Annotated in this window: 21 protein-coding genes; 15 read left to right on the forward strand and 6 right to left on the reverse strand. The window is 44.7% G+C overall.

All coding sequences use genetic code 11. The features are described from left to right. Positions 1–41 precede the first annotated feature (41 nt). From MH144_RS01225 to MH144_RS01235, 3 genes are all read left to right on the forward strand, one after another. Positions 42–2,093, forward strand: a complete 2,052-nt coding sequence (locus tag MH144_RS01225) for a serine hydrolase domain-containing protein (protein ID WP_239296814.1) — start codon at positions 42–44, stop codon at positions 2,091–2,093. 185 nt (positions 2,094–2,278) lie between these two features. Next, the gene (locus tag MH144_RS01230; RefSeq protein WP_239296816.1) at positions 2,279–3,034 is read left to right on the forward strand and encodes a class I SAM-dependent methyltransferase; all 756 of its coding nucleotides are present in this window, start codon (positions 2,279–2,281) and stop codon (positions 3,032–3,034) included. Positions 3,035–3,092: 58 nt separating this feature from the next. Further along, the gene (locus MH144_RS01235; protein WP_239296818.1) at positions 3,093–3,317 is read left to right on the forward strand and encodes a hypothetical protein; all 225 of its coding nucleotides are present in this window, start codon (positions 3,093–3,095) and stop codon (positions 3,315–3,317) included. Positions 3,318–3,485: 168 nt separating this feature from the next. Here MH144_RS01235 and MH144_RS01240 read toward each other — a convergent pair whose 3' ends face one another. Then, entirely contained in the window at positions 3,486–5,114 is a 1,629-nt protein-coding gene (locus MH144_RS01240; RefSeq protein WP_239296829.1) for a PucR family transcriptional regulator, read from the reverse strand. 204 nt (positions 5,115–5,318) lie between these two features. Between MH144_RS01240 and MH144_RS01245 the strand changes: the two genes are divergently transcribed. From MH144_RS01245 to MH144_RS01275, 7 genes are all read left to right on the forward strand, one after another. Then, positions 5,319–6,530, forward strand: coding sequence for an amidohydrolase family protein (locus MH144_RS01245; protein ID WP_239296831.1), 1,212 nt, complete (start codon positions 5,319–5,321; stop codon positions 6,528–6,530). A 70-nt stretch (positions 6,531–6,600) separates the two neighbouring features. After that, entirely contained in the window at positions 6,601–7,821 is a 1,221-nt protein-coding gene (locus tag MH144_RS01250) for an amidohydrolase family protein (RefSeq protein ID WP_239296833.1), read from the forward strand. A gap of 332 nt (positions 7,822–8,153) precedes the next feature. Beyond that, on the forward strand, positions 8,154–9,086 hold the full coding sequence (locus MH144_RS01255) for an ABC transporter permease (protein ID WP_239299205.1): 933 nt from the start codon (positions 8,154–8,156) through the stop codon (positions 9,084–9,086). Positions 9,087–9,095: 9 nt separating this feature from the next. Continuing rightward, entirely contained in the window at positions 9,096–9,986 is an 891-nt protein-coding gene (locus tag MH144_RS01260) for a carbohydrate ABC transporter permease (RefSeq protein WP_481857308.1), read from the forward strand. A 56-nt stretch (positions 9,987–10,042) separates the two neighbouring features. Further along, complete coding sequence (locus MH144_RS01265) at positions 10,043–11,527, forward strand: ABC transporter substrate-binding protein (protein ID WP_239296835.1); 1,485 nt, start codon at positions 10,043–10,045, stop codon at positions 11,525–11,527. 16 nt (positions 11,528–11,543) lie between these two features. Then, positions 11,544–12,503: an amidohydrolase family protein gene (locus tag MH144_RS01270; protein ID WP_239296845.1), complete on the forward strand. Its 960-nt coding sequence runs from the start codon at positions 11,544–11,546 to the stop codon at positions 12,501–12,503. Positions 12,504–13,111: 608 nt separating this feature from the next. Then, positions 13,112–13,303, forward strand: a complete 192-nt coding sequence (locus tag MH144_RS01275) for a hypothetical protein (RefSeq protein WP_239296847.1) — start codon at positions 13,112–13,114, stop codon at positions 13,301–13,303. 62 nt (positions 13,304–13,365) lie between these two features. Here MH144_RS01275 and MH144_RS01280 read toward each other — a convergent pair whose 3' ends face one another. Continuing rightward, positions 13,366–14,217 (reverse strand): helix-turn-helix transcriptional regulator, encoded by an 852-nt coding sequence (locus MH144_RS01280; RefSeq protein ID WP_239296849.1) that lies wholly within the window; start codon positions 14,215–14,217, stop codon positions 13,366–13,368. A gap of 173 nt (positions 14,218–14,390) precedes the next feature. On the opposite strand from MH144_RS01280, the gene MH144_RS01285 reads away from it, so the two are divergent. The 3 genes from MH144_RS01285 to MH144_RS01295 all read left to right on the forward strand — a co-directional run bounded on the left by MH144_RS01285 (position 14,391) and on the right by MH144_RS01295 (position 18,407). Beyond that, positions 14,391–15,797: a family 4 glycosyl hydrolase gene (locus MH144_RS01285; RefSeq protein ID WP_239296851.1), complete on the forward strand. Its 1,407-nt coding sequence runs from the start codon at positions 14,391–14,393 to the stop codon at positions 15,795–15,797. A 196-nt stretch (positions 15,798–15,993) separates the two neighbouring features. Beyond that, entirely contained in the window at positions 15,994–17,295 is a 1,302-nt protein-coding gene (locus MH144_RS01290; RefSeq protein WP_239296853.1) for an MFS transporter, read from the forward strand. Between the two features lie 188 nt (positions 17,296–17,483). After that, entirely contained in the window at positions 17,484–18,407 is a 924-nt protein-coding gene (locus MH144_RS01295) for a bifunctional helix-turn-helix transcriptional regulator/GNAT family N-acetyltransferase (RefSeq protein WP_239296855.1), read from the forward strand. A 372-nt stretch (positions 18,408–18,779) separates the two neighbouring features. On the opposite strand, the gene MH144_RS01300 is transcribed toward MH144_RS01295, so the two are convergent. From MH144_RS01300 to MH144_RS01315, 4 genes are all read right to left on the reverse strand, one after another. Then, positions 18,780–19,898, reverse strand: a complete 1,119-nt coding sequence (locus tag MH144_RS01300; RefSeq protein WP_239296857.1) for a sensor histidine kinase — start codon at positions 19,896–19,898, stop codon at positions 18,780–18,782. Then, the gene (locus MH144_RS01305; RefSeq protein WP_239296859.1) at positions 19,891–20,571 is read right to left on the reverse strand and encodes a response regulator transcription factor; all 681 of its coding nucleotides are present in this window, start codon (positions 20,569–20,571) and stop codon (positions 19,891–19,893) included. Before MH144_RS01305 ends, MH144_RS01300 begins: the two co-directional genes overlap by 8 nt. An 85-nt stretch (positions 20,572–20,656) precedes the next feature. Then, positions 20,657–21,223, reverse strand: a complete 567-nt coding sequence (locus MH144_RS01310) for a class I SAM-dependent methyltransferase (protein WP_239296861.1) — start codon at positions 21,221–21,223, stop codon at positions 20,657–20,659. 55 nt (positions 21,224–21,278) lie between these two features. After that, complete coding sequence (locus MH144_RS01315) at positions 21,279–21,782, reverse strand: DedA family protein (RefSeq protein WP_239296863.1); 504 nt, start codon at positions 21,780–21,782, stop codon at positions 21,279–21,281. A gap of 374 nt (positions 21,783–22,156) precedes the next feature. Here MH144_RS01315 and MH144_RS01320 point away from each other — a divergent pair, with 374 nt between their 5' ends. Together MH144_RS01320 and MH144_RS01325 are read left to right on the forward strand one after the other, a co-directional pair. After that, positions 22,157–23,359: a glycoside hydrolase family 5 protein gene (locus MH144_RS01320; protein ID WP_239296865.1), complete on the forward strand. Its 1,203-nt coding sequence runs from the start codon at positions 22,157–22,159 to the stop codon at positions 23,357–23,359. Between the two features lie 217 nt (positions 23,360–23,576). Further along, positions 23,577–24,116: a GNAT family N-acetyltransferase gene (locus tag MH144_RS01325; RefSeq protein WP_239296867.1), complete on the forward strand. Its 540-nt coding sequence runs from the start codon at positions 23,577–23,579 to the stop codon at positions 24,114–24,116. The last annotated feature ends 43 nt before the right edge of the window (positions 24,117–24,159 follow it).

Raw genomic sequence — 24,159 nt, forward strand, 5'->3', positions numbered from 1 at the left:
TGAAGTTATCATACAAACAGCAATTGAGGAAGGAAGTTACGATGAAAAAACTAATCAGTATGTTATGCACGGCAGTGCTTGTGGTCACTCCCGTAAAGAGTGTTATGGCAGAGGAAAATAAGAGCTCGACGATTGAGGTTCAGGCAAACAAAATTGCCACAGAGTTGGTGGGGAACTACGGTGTCACAAGTCTCCAATATGCCATTAGGTCTAAAAGCAAGGTCATTTTGTCAGACAGCGTTGGACTTCAGGACAAGGCATCACAGATACCAGTGGACAAAGAGAGCATGTTCGGTATTGGTTCGGTGAGCAAGATGGTTGTCACGGCTGCTACCATGATGCTCGTCGATTCCGGGAAAGTAGATTTGGATAAGCCTCTTACTACCTATATTCAGGACTTTGAGATGGCGGATGCAAGGTATACTCAAATTACACCGCGAATGCTGATGAATCATTCATCAGGACTCTACGGCACACACTATGGGAACAGTATGTTGTTTGACGATAATGATACACGCAATCATGATGAACTTCTGCTCAAACTGAAGTCTGAAAAACTGAAATCTAAGCCTGGTGCTTATTCCGTCTATTGCAACGATGGCTTTCAATTGCTTGAGATCCTAGTTGAACGAGTGAGTGGGTTAAGCTACAGCGATTATGTTGCCAAGTTTATCAGTTATCCGCTGCAGCTGGAAGCAACCAAGACACCACTGGATTCATTCGATCGAGAACGATTATCTGAGACATACTGGCCTACGATGGAAATGAAAATGCCAGTTGAAAATGCCAATATTCTCGGCACAGGTGGAATATACTCTACTGCAGAAGAATTAACCCAATTCGCTGAGGTGTTAATGGGGAACAAGCCGGATATTCTGTCCAAATCCGCTGCAGAATCCATGCAAAATCATGAATATCGTAATGGAATCTGGGTGTCTGAAGAGAGAAATACCTTCAACTATGGTCTTGGATGGGATTCTGTAGCGCTTGCACCGTTCAGTGATTATGGCATTACTGCTCTTACCAAAGGTGGAGACACCATGATGTATCACGCATCGTTAATCACAATACCTGAACACGATATTTCAATGGCGGTTCTATCTTCAGGTGGGTCTTCCATCTACAATCAATTGTTTGCCAGTAAAGTCCTGCTTGAAGTATTGAAGGATCAAAATATCATAGATGAGATCCATCCGGATCAGATATTCACATCCCCCGTTAAAGCGACAATGCCAACGGAGTTGACGGCATATTCTGGTCTGTATGGTACGGTAGGCGCAACGTTGAAAATAGACATTCAAAACGGCGAATTCAAACTGCCTGCCTTGCAGGGAGGACTTATCCCGGAGCAGAACTATGTGTACACAGGTGAAGGACAATTTACAAGCCCCGACGGAAGCGTGAAGATCAGTTTTGAGAAAGAAAATAAAGACAAGATATATGTTAAAGTTATGGCGAATATTGCGTTGCCTGGTTTAGGCCAAATGGTGATGAACACCTATGATTATCAGAAATTGGAGCATAATGCTCTGGATTCAGCAACGAAAGAGAAGTGGGAGGCTCGCAACGGATCGAAATATTACGCACTGGATGAAAAAATAACGTCGATCTTTTATCTGCTTCCTTCAATGCTGATCAAGAATCTGACCGTTGATACAGAGAACGGTTACGCCAATGGCACGTTAGTTGTTGATCCGAACCACGCTGTAAACGTCGCGCAGATTCCTGTGACCAACGGAAGAGACGCATTCGATCTGGAACTCTATACCAGGAATAATGCTGAGATTTTGATTCAGAATGGACAGGAGTATATTGCGGAAGATGCCATTACACCGATCTTTGGCGGTAGAACAGGGAAGACTACCATTCCGGCGAGCGGTCAAGCCCGCTGGTATGCTATCGACTCTCGTTCTGCGAACAAATCGTTGACTGTGGATTCGCCGAATGGCGGAGGTTACGCTGTATATAATGAGCAGGGCGAAGTGGTACACTTTTCTGTAGCAACCCCTCAACAATCCATTGTGCTTCCGAAAGAAGGATTTATCGTCTTCGGTGGTGAAGCCGGCGATGTCTTCAAGATCCATTTAAAGTAAAACACAGAATGCATCGAACAAGTTCAATTGCAATAACAGATCACGAGCACAAGTTGCTGGGGGTCTGTTATTTTTTTATGGGACGAATACTGGAATAAACAGGAAGGGTTTCTGAGATAAAGAGAGAAAGTAGTGAAATGGTGTTTTGTTTTGGATAGTCTAAATCAAAGGAGACCTGATGACAGATGGAAAACGAAGAACGGTTTTCAAACCGGGTTGATTCCTATACGAACTACCGCCCGAGTTATCCGAAAGAGGCAATTGATTATCTATACAACTCCGTTGGTTTGCATTCGAACAGTAAGATCGCAGATATCGGTGCAGGTACAGGGATCTTCTCGAAATTACTTCTGGAACGTGGAAGCTATGTTATAGCCGTCGAGCCAAATCAGGCCATGCGCACAGCCGCAGGGCAGATTCTAGAAAATGAACGGAACTTGCAGACAATATCAGGCTCTGCAGAATCTACGGGATTACCTGATCAGTCGGTAGATTTTATTGTGTGCGCACAGGCGTTTCATTGGTTTGACCGCTTGGCAGCGCAGACCGAGTTTAGGCGGATTTTACAGCCCGGAGGTAAAGTCGTATTAGTCTGGAATTCCCGTCTTACCACCGGTAACTCGTTTCGTACTGAATACGATCAGCTGCTGCATGCGTACGGAACCGATTATGAGAAAGTAAACCATAAGAACATTTCTGAGTCTGTACTCCATTCCTTTTTCAGGGAAGGCACGATGCAGAAAGCGAACTTTCAAATGAGTCAGGAGTTGGACTTCGAGGGGTTGAAAGGCAGATTGCAATCGTCTTCCTACAGTCCTGAGCCCGGGCATCCCAATTATACTCCGATGATGACTGAGCTTCAGAATATATTTGATCGAAATAAACGGGAGGGTACTGTTCTTTTTGATTATGAAACGGAGATATTTTGGGGAGAAGTGTGATCAGGCGTTTATGTTCACAAAAACTGAGACAATAATGAATTAGAGGTGTAGTTAGTCCATGATGAGAAAAATGACATTACAATTCTTTCTTATGCTTGGAGCGGTTCTTATCATCATTGCGGCAATTCCTCTGGTTTTTAACGATCCATATCATGAGGGGCCTTATTCTGGTCCTTCAAATGTGTGGGAGCTTGTTCAAATGTTTGCTCGTGACTCATGGGCATCGCTGCTAGCAATCGGCCTTCTTCTTTCGATAGCTTCTGGTTTCGGGCTCCGGCGATGAATGTATGTATTGTCATGTAAATGGTAGCACTCGTTGAAAAAAAATAATCTGCAGCCGCCCACTGAGATCCTGAGAGCGGCTGCTTTTTTAGTGAGATACCAGGCAGAATAGCGAGATGCGTCGCATAGGATGTTTGACGAAATAAGGACTTCATGACCATATAGTCTATTAATCTTTTTGTAGCAATAAAGGTTCGATCGCTAGCGCTATACGAATTCGTAGACTTTCTGCGGGATCTTTGAGTCTTACCTCCAGGAGTCTTTCGCACTTTTCCAATCTGTACACCACGGTATTCCGATGCACAAAAAGCTGTTTGGATGTTTCGACAAGCTGGCATTGTGTTTCGTAAAAAGCACTCAAGGTACGAAGCAGCTCTTTTCTTTCGGATTCGTCTGCAATTTGCAATAATCCATCCAGAGTTGATTCGTAAAATTGTTTTAGTTCATCGTGAGGAAGCATATGGAATAAATATCCGATATCCTTGGCTTGGTAGGATTGGACAAATTGTTTGCGTTTGAATCGGTAGCCGAATTGCAAGGCATTGACTGCTTCTGTATAAGAATGGCGAACGCCGAGCACATTCGTTGCAGGTTTTCCGATGCCAACTGACATGCTCATTCCATTCTCATGGTGCAGATGTTTGAGCATTTGAATGAGATGCTCGGTGAGCTTCGCCTCGTCCCAGCCTGACTCCGGGATGGATAGCAGAAGGCAGTAGGTATCATGTTTGGTAAACATGGTGAAGGGGTGTTCTAACGCACCAAAATGACGTTTAATGTGCTCGTATTGCTCCTCTTGTTCGGTCAAGTTGTCTCCCTTAAGAGCCACCGCCCCCTCGTCATTACGAATAGCCAGCACGACACAAGAATAACCCTTTCTTAGCCCGTATCTCTTGCCGCGGTTCAGCGCCTCCTGCTCGAAAGTGATATATCCCTCGATCAAATCGGAAAAAAACTCGTTTTTATGCCTACGGGAACGCTCCTTGACTGCTTGGGATTTGGTCAGCTCCATTCCAATCACGTTGGAGGCTTGTTCAAGCGTTAAACCATAAAGACTGGTCCCTTGATCCGGCGAATGAAAAGATAACAAATAGCCTTCGTGGCGGTAAGTTTTAACCGGATATATTAACATGCAGCAGCGATCCCGAAGGGATGAGTCGATTAAACACAACGATGTTGGACTAGAGGTATCGGATAAGTCTTGAAGTGCAGGAACAGCAGCAGCAGTGAGCTCAGTAATGTTTGCATTCTGATTGGTGGCAGCAATGGTTTTCCATTTGTTATTTAGCAGGATGACTGGGGATGAAAGCAGTTTGGACAAGGAATGGACAATACCGGAAATTCCTTTACCTCGCATGATCATTTCGGAGAATTTTTTGTGAATGCTAAGTGCATATTGGAGTTCGTCGCTCTTATTGTTCAGAATAACACTGGTCGATCGTTGCAAAATTTCACCGAGGGATAGGCATACATCAGAAATTTCGATGATAGGAAATTCGATCTGATCGGCTTCACGTAATATTTCATCAGGGATCGGAAGTTCAAAGCGCTTGGTCTTGATGGCCAAACCCGAGCAGCGAAGCCGCTGCATGTCCCTAATCAGGTGAATGAAAACCTCCGGTTGCTGTTTCATAAAATAGCCGTTGGTCAGCAAGAGCTCGTTTGGCCTCAAATACCGTATGATATCAGGACAGTCCATAATGTTAACGGTTTGAACCTCGCGCGTAAGACCCTTGTGCCCAGTAATCACTCTGGCATCATCGTAAATGCCGTTATTGAGCAAATCTATCAGCAGCACATCGACCCATCCCTTTCTGGAACAAGTTAAACTATTGTTAAGTAATATAACATTATGATCCTTGTGAGTAAATATCTTTGGTTTGTTCGTCCAATAATCCAAATTATTTTTATCTTTATCATCCAATGACTTCCCCCAGCAGAGTGGAATATGCTTGAATTGTTTTTAACATGTAACAAAAGCGTACATGATTGGAGGGCTGTCATGGTTGATTTGCTTATTACCGATACCGTGTTATCCAAGGATGGAAGGCGAATGGATGTGGGGGTATCCTCAGGTAAAATTGCATTTATCTCACCATCCGGTGAAGGGATATCCGAAGCTATGAATGTCGTTCAAGCCAAAGGAGGTTTGTTGCTGCCCGGCTTGGTCGAGCCGCATATTCACCTGGAAAAAGCCTATTTACTGGATGTCATGGATCGGGATGCAGATTCTCTCCAAGACGCAATTCAGATAACGGCTAAACTGAAAAGTTCTTTTACAGACGAGGACATGAACGAGCGGTCGCTTGCTGCCATTCGTCAAGCCGTGAGCAATGGTGTTACCCATATGCGCTGCCATGCCGAAGTTGATCCGATTCTTGGGCTCAGGGCCATGGAGTCGGCTCTCCATCTGAAACAATCTTTAAGAGATCAACTGGATCTGCAGGTGGTTGCCTTTCCGCAAGAAGGCGTATTCAGAAGTCCTGGGACGGAAGAGTTAATGGAGGAAGCGCTGCGTATGGGGGCTGATGTCATCGGAGGAATCACTTATCAGGATGAATGCCTGGAAGAGCACTTGGATTTTACATTTGGTCTGGCTGAAAAATACGGGAAACCGCTGGATTTTCATACGGATTTTTCGGACAATCCCCATGATCGTGCTGTTGCGGAAATAGCCAGAAGGACACTCACCACAGGAATGCAGGGGCAGGTATCTGCAGGACATGTAACCTCGCTTGGTTCTATGCCTGAGCATGAAACCATGGATATCGCGGAACTTCTGCATCGAGCCAGGATTAGCGTCATTACGCTACCGATGACTGACCTGTTTTTAAATGGTCGGGGAGATGCGGAAGGGCCGCGAAGAGGCTTGGCGCCGGTGAAATTGTTACAGGAATGCAGTGTGAATGTAGCAATTGGCGTCAATAATGTCCGCAACGCGTTTACACCGTTTGGCAAAGCGGATCCGTTAGAGGTCGCCTGGCTTCTGGCAGTAACTTCGTACATGGGTGGGGAAAGGGATGCCCTTGCGTTGATCAATATGCTGACATATAACGCTGCACAGGCTTTGGGTATTAAGAATTATGGAATGAAGGTAGGCGCTCCGGCAGATATGGTATTGTTCCGGGAACGATCAGAAAGGGATGTGCTGCTCGGTAAGCCGGAAACGCGTACGGTTTGGAAATCGGGAGTGCAGGTTGGGAGTACGAAATAGAAAGAATAGTACAACTGCGGAATCAGGTGTTATTTACACAATTCGATCACAATGTGAAGGGGACGAATCTATGGAGAGAAAGTTAACCATCATTAAAAATGTCAAATGGGCGGATGAGCTGTTCGATCTAACGATCGATCGAACGACGGGAACGATCATCAGCATTGTAACAGCCGCAACCCATGCGGAGTTTGCATCTGGAGGTACCAACCATAACGCGGCAAATGTCTTTGAAGCGGATGGTCTGCATTACGTTCCGCCGATGGCAGATATGCATATCCACCTGGACAAACATTTCCTTGGCGAGCCGTGGAAGACACTGCAGCCCTTTGTCACCCTGCCTGGCCAGTTGAAATTCGAGAAACGCATGCTGGGAGAACTTCCGACTGGAGCAGGAGAACGCGCTAAACGGTTGCTCGATTTAATGCTGTCCCAAGGTACGGCCAAGATACGGACACATGTTGACGTCGATCCGCAAATCGGCCTCTCGCATCTGGAGGAGATATTGGAAGTTCGAGATTTATATCGAGGCCGCATGGATATGGAGATCGTTGCATTTCCTCAACAAGGACTACTTCGATCCGAGTCTGTAGCCGTCATGCGGCAAGCGCTTCGCGCTGGAGCCGACTATGTAGGTGGTGTGGATCCGGCCGGGCTGGACCGCCGAGTGGACGCCAGCCTGGAAGCGATGTTTGAGCTAGGGGCAGAATTTGCTGCGGGAATCGACTTACATCTGCATGACCCGGATCACCTCGGGACATACACGATCGATCGTTTTGCTGACTTAACGGAACAAGCAGGCATGTCCGGCCGCACTTCAGTGAGCCACGCCTATTGTTTGGGTCAAGTTAGTGAAGCAGAGGTTCGTTCATTGGCGGAAAAGCTGTGTGCGACCGGCGTATCCATCATGACAAGTGCACCTATCGATAGGCCTATGCCGCCCATTAAGCTATTGCTGGAAGCGGGAGTAGCTGTACATGTCGGTTCAGATAATATTCTGGATTCCTGGAGTCCATTCGGCAATGGCGATATGCTCTCACGTGGGTCGCGACTAGCTGAAGCATCCGGTTGGGTAGAAGACCACTGGTTGCTTGAGACATACAAGCTTATTTCCAATGCGCCGTTAACTCCAAAAGTGGGTGATCGCGGTAATTTCTCATTAGTAAATGCCCTGAATGCGATGCATGCGCTGGCAGCGGCACCTCCAAGAGAAGCGGTATTCTCGGGAGGTGTACTTGTTGGAGGCCGTGCGTTCCCGACCAGCAGGCACATGGCAGAGATCCATTCATAACTATTTTTTGCTAGGAGTAAAAAGCAGTGCGTCCTTTGTCGATGCGTTGCTTTTTTTTGTTTGCGGGAGTAGAGCGTATAAAAAATTAGATATTTTGTGTGGTCACGTAACTATTGTTGACACGTATGCCGGGGTGTAGATTTTCTTTTGGTGTATCAGTCCAAGATGCGTTGAATTTTTTATACGATTACACCAATGACTAGGGGGTCTCAACAGCGTATTATTCTTGTAAGAAGAAAATAACGTTAGATAAACTTACACGAATAAGAAAAGGAGGGATGTATTTGATTTACGACACCAAGCATCGTTACGTAGAAAAGCGGGAGAAAGGCATGCGTCGTAGTGCCTTTGCATATCGCATCCAAAACATAAAAAGGCATTGGTTGCTATTGGTCATGGTCTTACCAGGTATCATCTATCTGTTCATCAACAACTACTTGCCGATGTTTGGCATAATCATTGCGTTTAAAAATGTCAATTTCGCAAAGGGGATATGGGGAAGCGACTGGGTAGGTTTTGACAACTTCGCTTACCTGTTCCAAACGCAGGATGCCTGGGTGATTACCCGAAACACATTATTGTACAATGGTGCGTTTATCGTGCTTGGAACGATACTCTCCGTAGCCGTCGCGGTATTACTAAATGAAGTAAGAAAAAGATTCGTCTCTCGCTTGTATCAGAGCATTATTTTACTCCCTTACCTCATCTCAATGGTTATTGTCGCTTACTTGGTACTAGCCTTGCTAAACGAGGAGAATGGGTTCATCAACCATTACGTGCTTCCTTGGCTGGGAATCGATTCGGTGTCGTGGTATGCAGACGCAGGGAAATGGCCTTACATATTAAGTGTCGTGTACCTGTGGAAAAATGTTGGTTATACCTGCATCGTCTATCTGGCCTCCATCGTAGGCATCAGCCAGGAATACTACGAATCGGCTACGCTGGACGGAGCTTCCAAGTGGAGGCAAGTTTGGAGCATCACCCTTCCTCTGATTAAACCCACAATGGTCATTCTGGTTCTGCTTTCGGTTGGACGCATTTTCAATTCCGATTTTGGTCTGTTCTATCAGGTCCCGTTGAATTCAGGTGCACTGCAAACCACTACGGATGTCATTGACATTTATGTTTACCGTGGATTGATGACTTTCGGGGACTTTGGAATGTCATCCGCAGCAGGGCTATACCAGTCCATCGTCGGTTTTCTGTTAGTCTTGACGACCAATGCGTTTGTTCGCCGAAAAGACAAGGATCTGGCTCTGTTTTAGTAAAAGGGGGTGGCCAACTTGTATTCAAATCGAATGTATCAAATAACGGTTCACTTCGTGCTCATCGCGATGGCAATTGCTGCAGCATTTCCGTTTCTGCTCCTCATATCCGCTTCGCTTACCGATGAACAAGCCATCATTAGAAATGGATATAGCTTGATTCCAGATCAATTCAGTTTCGACGCTTATGTGTACTTGTTCGATCAGTATTCATTGATTCTGCGCTCGTACGGAATTACCACGTTCATCACAATAGTGGGAACCATTCTTGGCCTTCTGATTACAACCCTCATCGCTTATCCATTATCGAGAAATGTGCTTCCGTTTCGTTCGTTCCTGTCCTTTTTTGTATTTTTCACCCTGCTTTTCAATGGCGGGCTCGTGCCCATGTACTTGGTGTATGCGGACCTCTTCCATTTGAAAGACACTATCTGGTCCTTGATCATCCCGAATTTGCTGACTAATGGCTTCTACATTTTATTGATGCGCAGTTTCTTCTCCACGTCAATTCCCGGTGAAGTTGTGGAGTCGGCTTATGTGGATGGTGCCAATGAATGGGTCATTTATTGCAAAATTGTTCTCCCGCTAGCGCTCCCCAGTCTGGCTACGATAGGTCTGATGCTCATGATTTCGTACTGGAACGATTGGTTCAACGGTCTGATTTTCATCAATGACGGAAGCTTATACAGTATTCAGAACCTGCTTAACCGCATGTTGTCCGATGTGCAGTATTTGCAACAGAACAGTTTGTCCGGCCAGACGGCTGTCGCTTCATCCGTACCTCTTGCAAGCGTGAGAATGGCTATCGCCGTCATCGGTGTATTACCGCTTATCGCAGCATATCCGTTTTTTCAGAAGTTCTTCGTTAAAGGGTTGACCATTGGTGCTGTAAAAGGCTAACAGAGCTCGGCATCCAATAGGTTGTTCCAATAGCAAACATGGGGGAGTGAAGAAAGATGTTTACAAAAAGAAGGTTTGTAGGTTTCATGCTGGTGACATCCTTGTTTGGTGTTTTAGTAACAGCATGCGGAAGCTCGGGCGGCGAGGAAGAATCTGTTCGCGGAAATGAAGCAGAGAAAGGCTTGTATGAAGTGGTCATGACGTATCCGGCTTTTGGGGATGTGACGGATGTCAAGGAAGTTCAGGATGCCATCAGTGAAATTACAGCTGAAAAAGTAGGCGCAACGGTGAAGCTCCTGCCGGTAAATGGCTCCAATTATGCGAATCAAATGAACTTGATGCTGGCTGGCAGCGACAAACTGGATCTGGTGTATACCAGTGTTTGGTTCGGTCTGGAGTCCCAGATCAGCAGGGGGCAGCTGCTGCCTATGGACGAACATCTGAACGAATTCGGCCAAAAAATTCTGGAGGCCATTCCGGGGGAAGCGGCGGAAGCCGGAAGAATGAATAGTGAAACCTATGGTGTTCCAAGCATCAAAGCCTGGGCATTATCTCCAAGTTTTGTGATGAGCAAGGAACTGGCGGATAAGCAGGGTATCGACCTTGCGTCCGTAAAGACTTGGAGTGATATCTCAGATGTATTGCAACGTATCAAGGAAGAAGAGCCGGGAGTCACACCAATCGTCAGTTATACTTCGCAGGAAACTCCCGGACAAGCCATGCTGAATTTCGATCCATTGGGAACAGCGCCTGGCGTACTGGATTTCAGTGGAACAGACTACACGGTGCAAAATCTCTTTGCCACGACACGCTTCTCAACGATGGCCGATCTGATGCGAGAGTGGTACGAGAAAGGTTATTTCAGCAAGGATGTTGCAACATCCCAGGAAACGGGATCCAACCTGATTAAGGCGGGCAAAGCCTTCTCCTATATCCGGAATATCAATGAGTGTTACTCGGAATCGCTGGCGGCAGGGACAGAGCTTGCATGTGTACCCCTGGAGGCTTCCTATATGACGCGAAATAGCGTAGCTTCCAACATGATGTCTTTGGCGAGGAACAGTGAGCAGCCGGATAAGGCAATTCAGGTTTTGGAACTGTTCTACTCGGACGAAGCGGTCATTAATCTGTTCACGAATGGAATCGAGGGCAAGCACTATGTTAAACAAAGCGATGGCCTCATTGCCAAGCCGGACGGTGTCAGTTCGTCAGGATATGATTCCAATCAATACGCGGTTGGTAACAATTTCCTGTCCTATATCTGGGAAGGTAATGACCCCGATATGTGGGAGGTGTTAAAGAGTGAAAATGAAAGTGCCGTAAAGTCAAGAGCAATGGGATTCAGCTTCGATATCAATCCCGTCAAAACGCAAATTACATCGGTAACCAATGTCCAGAATCAGTATGACGCTGGATTTCAGACAGGCACGTTTGACCCAGCAGAACTGCCGGCTTATATCGAGAAATTAAAGAGTGCAGGCGTAGACAAGATATTAACAGAAAAGCAAAACCAGCTAAACCAATGGCTTGAAAACAAATAAAAGGAGCTGATCCTATATGTTTAATCCCGTTATTGATGTGCATCATCATATCATTTCTAGAGAAATGCAAAGGAAACAGAAGGAGCTGGGCATAGAGATTCCAAGTTTTATGCCGAAGTGGACACCGGAGATTGGACTTGAGAAAATGGGCATAGCCGACATTTCCTTTTCGTTTCTTTCGGCCCCGTCAGATCTGACATTCATTGACCAGCCATCGGCCAATACACTGGCACGGAAAATGAATGAAGAGCTTGCCTCATATGCACAGCAGTATCCTGAGAAGTATGGTGCATTCGCAACGCTTCCGCTCCCGGATGCTGGAGCTGCCCTGGAAGAGACCGTGTATGCGCTTGATGTTCTTGGACTGGATGGAGTTGCAATGCTCACTAGTTATCAAGGGAAATATTTAAGCCATCCGGATTACGCCGAATTGTTAAGCGAGTTGGATCGACGTAGTGCGGTTGTGTTTCTTCATCCCATTCTCATTCCACAGAAAATTGCCGGACTTAGCCCTGCGCTGCTAGAGGGAACCTTTGATACGACTCGTGCTGTCACTACGATGGCAGTCCATCGCATTTTCGACCAATACCCTTCCATTACGTTTATTCTTCCTCATACAGGGGGCATGGTTCCGTACATCAAATGGAGAATTGCACTTGCAGCCATAGGGCAGGATTCCATTCAAGTAGAAGCGACACCAGAACAATTCCAGGCTGAAATGGACAAACTGGACCATCTCTATTATGATTCTACGCTGAACCTTGGCACGATCCAGAAGTTAATTGGGCCTGATCGAATTCTGTTCGGTGCGGACATTCCTTGGCCAGCAGACAGCGTGCTTCGCATGCAGCGTGAGTCGGTACTCCATGAAGCCATGCAGATTAGCGAAGATAACATGAAGGCAATTGCTTACGGCAACGCATTTCGTCTCTTTCCCCGCATAAGTAAGTTTTATGAAAAAGTGACAATGAACTAACTTCAGGACGACTCAATACTGTACGAATGAAGGGTAGAGGGATACATTTGTAGGAAATTAAAAGAGCAGCTTGCCAATGGGCAAACTGATCTTTTTTCAATAGCTAAAAGGGATTACATCCAGAAAATTGAATAAATTTCCAGATGGTATATGAAATGATAAAATAAAATTAAGTTTAATTTGAAAAAGGTAACCTAAATCAAAAGTCCAGAGAGCGTGCGTATCTTCTTGAATGCGAATGTGACATTAAGAACGAAGCGGAGCAGGGCACTCAAAAGTATAATGTGCATATGATATAGGTTGGGTGGTTACACAAACGGAAACGAAAGAAAACTGGTTGATTTCAAAATATAGTAATAAGGTGCTGAGAAAAGAATTATTTGGAGGATGAATTGGCTTATGTTACAGAAAAGCAGCTTCGTTTATATTTCATTCACCTTAATCTTAGTTGTTTTAGTTGTCATTTTATCTCTAGACAAGTCAAAAAAATGGTATGGAAATGATGAGGAGACCATCAAATAAGTTGTGGCTTCGAAAAGCGTCCAAATCAATCTTTTGCTTCGTTTCTCATTCGAGATTCGAGTAAGGAAGCTATGATAAATCAGTTTATGATCGTAACAAATCAATATAATGAGATTGCTAGAATGCAATTGTACATCAATGAACAAGGGATTCAGCAGGAGTTGGACGTCAATCAGAAGTCTGTTAATTGGATTGATTTGCCTGAATCAAAGAGTGAAACCTACGAATTTAAATATAAATACTATGATAAGCATGGTGAGTTAATTGAAGATCATTAGTATCAAGACTAACGTAAATTCCAAGATACTGCAGCATTTGGCTCATTTTGAGAGAAAGCTAATCATTCGAACTTGGATGGAGGCACGTTATAGTATTTTTTGAAAGCTTTTGAGAACGTAAACGGATCGGGATAGCCCAGGAAGCCGGCGATTTGTTGGATCGTATACTTTTTTTCGTAGAGATAATCCCTTGCGCGATTCATTTTGATCTGGGAAATGTACTGACCGGGGGTGATCCCAACGGTTTTCTTAAAATAAGAAATGAAATACTTCTCGGAGATCCCTGTCATCGCTGCGAGATCGTTCATTCGGATGGGACGGTGCAGGTTCGCATCCACATATTGAAATACATCTTGTAATACTTCCAGGCTACCTTCGGTTTTTCTAGGTTTCTTACCGTTCAGGAATTGACCCACATAGGCACCCTGACCGTGAAGCTCGAGAATCTTTGCAATTACGGCGAGAAGAGAGGCCTTTAAGTAGAGTTGGTTCCCTGACGTGCCGTTCTCCTGTTTTAATCGACGAAATGCCCTGGTGAACAGCAAGGTTTCCTCCTGAATCAGGTTACCCGGCACAATTCCCGGAAGTTGAAACCCGGCCAGAATTCGCTGCTGTTCCCCGATGCCAAAGTTAAAATGGATGTAAATGAATCGGCAACCGTCCTCGGGCGTCGAAGCAATATAGGGCATATCCGGATAAAAGAATATGGCATCTCCTGGGACTGCCGTATATTCGAACCCATCGATCATCATCCTGACGGAGCCCTCTTGAATGAACCAAAGGTCGTAATCTGGATGGGATTTATGTTCTGTCCAGTCTTGATCGTGAGTTTGTTCTAGATAGGAGCTCATCCGGAGATGAATATATTCCGAAAGTTCGCTGAGGATGCTCATATTCAATCTGTTCTCACTCATTCGATTTCCTCATCCACCTTTACCACATGACATCTTTAAATTTAACTCATTATATCAAAGGTTTTGAAGGTTGTTAAATATCGTACGATATGACATGTATTGAAAACTATTGCACATTCCGATTATTAGCCACTCTTCTATAATGAACTTATATCACATGAGGAGGGTTATTCATGAACACTACGAACATGCCGCAGCCGAAGGTTGTCGTTATCGGAGCAGGGAGTCTATTCTTTGGTCGCCAGTCCATATGGCAGATGGTTCATTCCCCATACTTGAACCAGGGCACGCTGGCTCTGGTGGATACGGACGATGACAGGTTGGCAAAAATGGTGAAACTTGCGGAGATGATTGCTCGGGAGAACAACGTATCTTTGAAGATTGAGGGCTCGACAGACCGCAGACAGGTGCTTCCGGGGGCTGACTTCGTTGTACTGAGCTTCGCTGAGCAATCGGTAAAATATCGGGGGATTGATTGCGAGGTATCTTTGAAATATGGCATCCGTATGTGCTCAGGAGATACCATCGGTCCAGGAGGGATTTTCCGTGCGATGCGGGAATTGCCGGTCATTATGGAATGTGCCAAAGATATAGAAGAGCTGTGTCCCGATGCTTGGGTGATTAACTATATCAATCCGTCTACCGTCCATGGTATTGCATTACACCGTTATGCACCGAAGCTGAAATCGTTTGCGCTTTGTGACAGTCATCATATGCCTCATAAGAAGGCTTATTATGCTGTACGAGCAGGCATCATCGGCGATAGAAATGAGTTTACCGAGGAAATCGATCGGAAGTTTGACTTCCGTATTGCCGGAGTCAATCATTTTACATGGCTCCTAAAGGCGGAGTTCGAAGGCAAGGATGTTATGCCTACGATTGCAGAGGCTATGCGGAAATCAGCTGGTGAGGAGAACAATGGTGGCGATCAAGGTGCCAAAGCTCTCCATAACGACGCCATTACGTATGAATTGTACGATATTTTTGGATATATCCCTACTTGTACTGCACATACGAAGGAGTATGTACGTTATTGGCAAGGTCATGGTAAATCGCCGGATCGTATCCCGCCGTTATCGATCTGGGAGACAGAGGATCGTTATCTGCGTCACGACGAGATGTGGAACCAGGTGGACGGCTTCCTTTCGGGGGACATTCCCATTGCCGATTACATGAGCTCCTTCGGCCCGGATCATGCAACAGACATTATTGAAAATATGGTGGGCAATTTGGGGAAACGCTTCTTCGTGAACACGCTCAACAATGGGGCAGTGACTAATATGAATCCTGATTCGTTCCTGGAGCTGTTATGTGACGTAAGCATGGAGGGGGCGAAGCCGGTTCATGTTGGTGAGATGCCGAGAGGAATTCGGGGAATGCAGGAGCTTGTACTGGATACGCATGAGCTTACGGCAGAAGCCGTTGTGGAGCAGAGCTACGAGAAGCTTAGAAGAGCGATGTTGACGGATCCTCTTGTCAGTTCCATCAGTGATGCGGACAAGATCATCAAAGAACTTCTGGAATTGGAACGTGAGATGATCCCAGGTGTCTGGCATACAGATGGATTGATCAAAATCTGATTTTGGGATAAGTTAAGGGACATTAAGTTTATTAATGATAGGATGACTCGAACTGCCGAAGAAGTCGCTGATGTAGCGGCTTTTTTGGTGTGGTCTGCTTCCAGGTATATCAAAATCCCAATGTTATGGGATTGTAGACTCATCATACTCTTTTATAATGAAATGAGCAGATGAACGAAAAGAGGTGTGTAATGATATGTCTTCCAATAAGGGCAGGGCTCAGGAAAAGACTGAGCGCCATGACGTGGTCATTCAGGGGTACATAGAATCACGTGAGAAGCAGCGTCAGCTGCAGAAAAAGACATTGGGTATTGTCATCGCATCCCAAATATTTGGCGGTGCAGGTCTGGCTGCCGGCATCACCGTAGGAGCACTGCTTGCACAGGACATGCTGGGAACGGATCAATATGCCGGAATTCCAACCGCACTGTTTACGTTAGGTTCTGCCGCAGCCGCACTGCTTGTTGGACGCCTATCGCAACAAAAGGGCCGCAGAATTGGTTTGGCCGCAGGATTTCTGGCAGGAGGGCTGGGAGCGATTGGCGTCGTACTTGCTGCTATTTTTGACAACCTTCCGCTTCTCTTCTTGTCATTATTGGTCTATGGGGGAGGTACGGCCACGAACATGCAGACTCGATATGCTGGTACCGATTTGGCATTACCAACAGAGCGGGCAAAAGCGATAAGCATGGCTATGGTTTTCACTACATTTGGTGCGGTTGCCGGTCCCAATCTGGTTAACGTAACAGGGCAATTTGCTGAGTCCTTAGGTGCTCCGGTATTGTCTGGTCCATTCATGCTTGCAGCGTTAGCGTACATTGTAGCGGGGGTAATATTGCTTATTTTTCTGCGTCCCGATCCATTCATGGTAGCCAAGGGCATCGCAGAAAAAGAGAATCACAACCGGGCAGAACAATCGGAGCATATCATTTCCAGTGTTCATAAGCGAGGTATCATGATTGGCGCAACAGTCATGATTCTTACTCAGATTGTCATGGTTGCCATAATGACGATGACTCCGGTTCATATGCAGCATCACGGACATGGAATAGGTGCTGTGGGAATGGTGATAGGTATTCATGTTGCTGCGATGTATCTGCCTTCCTTAATTACCGGGATTCTTGTTGATCGGTTTGGACGTACAATGATGTCCTACGCGTCTGGTGTGACGTTGCTAATCGCAGGTTTGCTGGCTGCATTTGCACCGGCTGACTCAATGGTTTTTCTTATTTTAGCCTTAGCTTTACTTGGACTGGGATGGAATTTTGGTCTAATCAGTGGAACTGCAGCCATTGTTGATGCAACTCCTCCTCAGCTTCGTGCAAAAACCCAAGGGAAAGTGGATGTTCTAATCGCTCTGGCAGGGGCAACAGGGGGCGCGATGTCAGGCATGGTTACAGCGCAAACAAGCTATTCCACACTTTCATTACTGGGAGGAGTCTTGTCCTTGCTTCTTATTCCTGTGATCATTTGGTCACGTACCAAACCAAAACATTAATCAAACAAATGTAGTTACAAGAAACCGAGTTGTGTCCTCATAAGGACAGCAATTCGGTTTTTTCTTTATATTGGAGGGCTATTACCATTTGCTTGACTAAGTCAAATAAAATGGGGTAAAGTGTATATAGTTGACTTAGTCAAGTAAACAAACCCGATAAATTATGTTTTGTATGTCAGGAGGATACCATGAAATCACCAACATCAATCATTCCAATCATTCGCCGATTTAACCGATACTACACCAAGGTGCTGGGTTTGCTGGATAAGCACCTGCTCGATAGCGAGTTCTCACTATCGGAGGTCCGGGTCCTTTATGAAATTGGTCAATCCGAAGAATGCAAGGCAAGCATGCTCATTGAGCAGCTAGGACTCGATCCGGGCTATCTGAGCCGAATGTTAAAACGGTTTGAAAAAATGGGATTAACCTATCGTGTGCAGTCCAAGGAGGATGGAAGATCGTCCTTGCTGTATTTGTCAGAGCTTGGTGAAGAAACGTTGGTCCACTTAAACGAATTATCCGATGATCAGATACGCAATATGATTGTTGATTTGCCTGAACAGAGTCAGTTAAGCATTGCCGAAAGCATGAACACGATTCAGAACAAGTTATCCGGTAATCCGGAAGAACAGACCATAGAAATCAGGTCTGAATTGAGACCGGGGGACGTTGGAGCATTAATCCATCTTCACGGTTGGGTATACGCCAAGGAGTGCGGTTATAATCATATATTTGAAGGATATGTCTGCAAGACATTCTATGATTTACTCCAGACGTACGATCCGGATAAGGACCGGTTCTGGATATCGGAATGCGACAATGAAATCGTTGGTAGTATCGCGGTTATTGAGCATCCAGGACAAAGGGCCCAGATTAGGTGGTTTATTCTACATCCGGAATACAGAGGTATGGGTATTGGCAAGAAACTCATTCATGAAGCTATGGCTTATTGTAAAGAGAAGGGATACTCCAATGTATTTCTGGAAACGACGGAAGACCAAAAAACAGCTATAGCCATGTATACCAAGCAAGGTTTTGTCAAAACCAAAGAACAAGAGAACGATGCCTGGGGAGTACGCCACATCGAACAAACCTATGAACTTGAGCTTTAAGAGGGAAATAGCCGCTAATTTTAGCGGCTTTTCTCGTTTCAAGAGAACAGTGCATAAGTCATGGAAGCATTTGAATCTAAATGAGCAGCGTAGATATTTTTCAGGCCTCGTTATCTTTCTTGTGGCATGTGTACACGTAGACAGGAGGAAAATTGCAGAGGACAAACTGGATATTCTCAATAATAAACTCTTCAGCCAGCAGTTGCTTCATATGAAGTGAGTACTGATAGAAGACCAACATGCCTCCTGGCCGGAGAGCTTGTGTAATTTGAGCAAGGATGTGTTCTCTCATTGTCTTGGAAAAGTTAAAAAATGGTAATCCGTAAATAATGCAATCCAACTGTTGAATTTGCTCCTGATTCATTTTCTTCACTAGGAAAGAGGCATTGGAGTGGAATAAGGCAACCTTAGTCGAAACTTAAATATATTATCCTCATGCTGAAGGGTGAGGGTGCCATGATGCAGCTCCGCAATATTTCTCGCAATCGAAAGGCCGAGCCCGGATCCTGATTGAATGCCTTCGCTGCTCCTTGAATAATCGACTTTGTAAAACCGGTCAAACAGCTTGTCCATCTGTTCTGCCGTTAGGGGGGTTCCTTTATTTTCGACTTCAATTGTAATATGTTCAGAGTGTGTGGCCATTCGGATATGAATCGTACCCGGCTTCAAGGAATACTTCAGGGCATTCATTAACAGATTATCGATGGCGCGAGCCATCTTATCACTGTCGATATAGGTCATCATTGGTGAATCACCGATGTCTTTCTCGATGTGGATGCCATGTTCCATAGCGAGAGGTTCAAATTCGAATAACATCTGGTCTAAAAGTTGAAACAAATCAATTTTACGCAGGTCCAATTGGGTATCGACGGAGGTAAGACGGGTATATTCAAATAGATCATCCAGCAGTTTTTTTAAGTGCGTCGCTTTGTTATAGGTGTTTTCTACGAATCGTGTATACTCAGCCTCGTCTTGAAAGGAATTGGTTCGCAGAAGCTCAATATAACCAATGATGCTTGTAAGAGGCGTGCGCAGATCATGGGAAATGCCTGTGATTAAGTCCATTTTGGATTTTTCCAATTCGCGTTCCTTCATGATCTGTTGTTGCAGCTGCTCCGTCATGAGATTAATGTTGGTAGCGACCCGTCCCAATTCGTCTTGACGATTAACGGCTACCCGGTAATCCAGGTGACCTTCCGATATGAATTGAAGACCTTGCTCCAAGGAGATCAGATCTCTGACTATTTTTTGTGTGGCTATTAAAAAAGTGAATGTGAAGATCAATATAAAAATAGGTGTAATGACATAAGGGAAAAAGTTAAGAAGCCAGTGCCATTCTAATCCATCACTGATTTTGGAAACCGTCATAATAAGGATATTATTCACGCACACGGAACCAACAATTGAAATAACAAAACTGATCACCAATCGATTAAGAATGTGGAACTGTATCTTTTTCGTTTGCTTGGATAGCGGCTGTCTCTTAATCAACTTTGTAACCTACTCCCCATACCGTTTTAATATACTGAGGTTCTCTTGGGTTCACTTCCAGCTTCTCACGAAGATTGCGGATGTGGACCATCACGGTATTATCCGAATACCCGTAAGGTTCTTTCCACACGGTTTCGTAGATTTTCTCAGAGCTAAACACCTGTCCGGGGTGGCTGGCAAGCAGCTCAAGTATTGCAAACTCCAGCGGCGTGAGTGGAATATCATTCTCTTTCAACTTCACGGAATGTTTACTTTTATCAATGACAAGGTCTTTAACTAGGATTAGAGAATTATATTCAGCTTTCCCAATCAGGGTTTGGCGCCGCAGCTGAGCCCTGACACGAGCGAGTAATTCCAATGGATTAAACGGTTTGACCATATAGTCGTCAGCCCCGGTAGTCAGGCCTGTGATTTTATCAATGTCCTCTTCTTTAGCTGACAGCATGATGATCGGAGTGTTGGATACTTCGCGAATTTTAAGACAGGCTTGAATTCCGTCCAAGACGGGCATCATAACATCCAGAATGACGAGTTGAACCGATGTTGTTTTTATAATATGAAGTGCTTCCAGACCATCGGCTGCTTCGATGACGTGATATCCTTCGTTACGTAAATAGACATGAATGACATCACGGATATCGGGTTCATCATCGACAATGAGTACGGTGTTCATAAATCTAGCTCCTTTTTAGACCAGTCTATAAAATAAATATAATGAACTTGTGACATCTACCAGTGTAATCCATCGTCCAGAATGTTTAAATTGTTTCCTTTTTGCGACAGACATAAACAAACGCAGGAGGGATATTCAGTGGCACTACATCGATGTTCTCAATGACAAAATATTTGAAAAGTGTCTTCTTCATTTGAAGCGAATATTGAAAGGCGATGAATAAACCTCCAGGTTTGAGAGCCTGGTAGATTTGGTCTACCAACGTGTTTCGAAGCTCAGGTTCAAAGTTGAAAAACGGCAATCCGCTAAAGATACAATCGAGCTGCTGAATGCCCTCTTGCTTCATCGCAGCTACTAAGTGAGCGGCATTCGGATAGAAAGAGAACGTTGGGAATGCATTTTGCAGGTTGGTTCTCATGATCTGATTCGACTCAAACACGATTACCTTGGTAGAATCCTGCGCCTGTTTTTCAATATAACGGGTGATGGCCCCTGTTCCTGCTCCGAGCTCGGCGATGGCCTTGAATTCAAGCCAAGGTGCATGACTAACCATGTTGCTCGCCAGAAAACGAGAGCTTGGTATGACACTGCCTACATGTTTGGGGTTCTTTACAAAGCTTTTCAAAAACAAAATCGTTTCATTGGAATTCATTAAATTAAGTTCCTCCATGGGTTTTATATCGAATTTTTGTAACTACAAGACGGACTTAAAAGTGTAATAGCTGAAGCGCAGACAGAATGGGATCTCCAAAGTAGGTGCCTGCAGCAAAATACGTTAAGGTCCAAAGTAGAGCACTGGAATAGGATATAATTGCAAATCTTCTGAAATGTACTCCGCTCAGCCCGATCACCAGAGGAAGAACATATCGTACGACTGGAATAAACAAACCAATAGACATCGCCCAGTGGCCTCGTTGGTTCAGTATTCGTTCGGCTTTGATAAAATGTTTGTTATGTTGAAACCTGCATAATTTCCTCGTCCCGTATAATTTACCTGCAATATAGGCGACGGTGATGGCCGTTATAAGTCCGGATAAAATACAGAAGTAAGTGATCCCAGCATCAATTGCACCCGTGTGGCTCAGGATGGCCCCACTGATAATCGTGATCTCATTCGGAATCGGAATTCCAAACGGGCCCAGGGAGAAGGCAAAATAAAAAATCAGATAACCATACTGGTGAAGCAGCTCTAAGATTGTATTACTGACCATGGTTTTACCTCCTCGCTTGTCGATAGCAAAATCATAATGAAATAAACTAAGGAATTAATGAGTATATTTCTAAAGAAAATCTAAAGATTGTTTAAGCAAGTCAACAACATATCTCCATTCAACCTAAAAAAAGCCTTGCGAAAGATTGGCAAGACTTGATTGGTTAGATTGGCGAATAGATTGTTTTTGTCGAAAATTCCGTAGAGAATATTGTTCTTTATTTTCCATATTTGTGTTATTCTGTTGATGATAGGCGACTATTTCATTTGTCTGATCGATATAGAAGGGAGGGGCATATTTTCGATTCATTCAATTGGTATAAAGAGAGTAACGGCACTGCTTGTAATAAAATGTGAATAAGCGGAGGTTTGGTTATGCTCAAACAAATGAAGAGATATGGTGTTTGCAGTTTAGCACTTGTATTGTTTGCGGCTGCGGCATTGACCGGGTGGAGTACGAAAGCATCGGCAGATGATTTCAGATCATTGAACGCTTCACAGATTGTATCGGAGATGGGAGCAGGGTGGAATCTGGGGAACCAGCTTGAAGCAACCGTGAATGGCGTCCCCAGTGAGACGGCTTGGGGCAATCCTGTCGTTACTCCAGAGTTGATTAAAAAGGTAAAGGCAGCAGGCTTCAAGACAATTCGCATTCCTGTATCCTATTTCAATCATATTGGAAGCGCTCCCAATTACACGATTAACGCTGCGTGGTTGAATCGAGTCCAAACCGTCGTTGATTATGCTTACAATGAGGGTTTATATGTCGTCATTAACATTCATGGAGATGGGTATAATTCTATTCCAGGCGGATGGCTTCTTGTGAATGGCAGTAATCAGGCTGCTATTAAGGAGAAATACCAAAAGGTGTGGCAGCAGATTGCTACCAAGTTCAGCAATTATAATGAACGTCTTATTTTTGAATCAATGAACGAAGTGTTCGACGGAAATTATGGCAATCCAAATGCTGCTTACTATGCTAATTTGAACGCCTATAATCAAATCTTTGTAGACACCGTCCGGAAGACCGGAGGCAACAACAACGCCAGGTGGTTACTGATTCCTGGCTGGAACACGAATATCGACTACACGGTGGGTAATTACGGTTTTGCTCTTCCGACAGATAATTTCAGATCTTCAGCAATTCCGAGCTCTCAGAAGAGAATCATGATCTCTGCACACTACTACTCTCCATGGGATTTTGCTGGTGAGGAGAACGGAAATATCACGCAGTGGGGTGCAGCGGCAACAAATCCTTCGAAGAAATCGACCTGGGGTCAGGAAGACTATCTGAATGCACAGTTCAAATCGATGTACGATAAGTTTGTAACGCAGGGCTATCCAGTTGTCATTGGAGAATTTGGCTCCATTGATAAAACGGCGTATGACTCAACCAATAACGTTTATCGTCAAGCTTATGCCAAAGCGGTAACGGCAACTGCCAAGAAGTACGGGGCCGTGCCGGTGTATTGGGACAATGGACATAACGGTCAGCATGGTTTCGCTTTGTTTAACCGCTCAAACAACACAGTAACCCAGCAAGGCATCATTAATGCCATCATGCAAGGTATGCAGTAATCAAATTATCCGTTAAGTTGTACAAAACGGCATGTCTTCTCACAAGAAGGGACATGCCGTTTGTTTTGTGCTATTCGTTCAAAATCGTTCAAACACCAATACCATTTTGCCAATGAATTTTACATAAGCCACATACAGAATTCATTAAATTCCACAATACCTTTTATATACTTAATTTGCTTATATAGCGAACTAAAAGGACTAGGTGGTAGACAGGATGTTAAAAAAACGCGATTTGCATGAATGCCACGCACTGTACAGCTTATTGACGGACCCCTCAGTGTCACCTTATGTTCGTTACCAATGTCAGTCGCCTGAGGAGTATTTATTCCTGACCAAACAGCTGATGGACGAGGAAGAACAGAAAATCACCATTTCTCGAACGATTCTTAACGAAACAGGGCTGCCCATCGGAACCATTGATCTGTATCATATCGTAAATCATACAGGATTTCTGGCCACATGGATTGGAGCGCCTTACTTCGGTAACGGATACAGTCAACGGGCGAAATCTGTCTTCTTGAGTGAACTTTTCCTCGAACATGCCATAGAAACGGTGTTTTTGAAGATTCGCAAACAAAATATCCGGTCGAGCAAAGCTGCACAAAAACTGCCCTATGTAAAACTGGCCAATCATTCGCATTATGAATTATATGGATCCATCAATGCCAGGGAGCAGATCTATGATCTGTATCGCGTGGAACGGATCGACTTTATCGAATACAGTATCATCCTGAACCAGGGAGTGGCTACATAGCTGCACAGAAAACCTTATGAATTCTAAATAAGTAAAATCATCA

The organism is Paenibacillus sp. ACRRY (assembly GCF_022346995.1).
In the GTDB taxonomy this organism is placed as follows: domain Bacteria; phylum Bacillota; class Bacilli; order Paenibacillales; family Paenibacillaceae; genus Paenibacillus.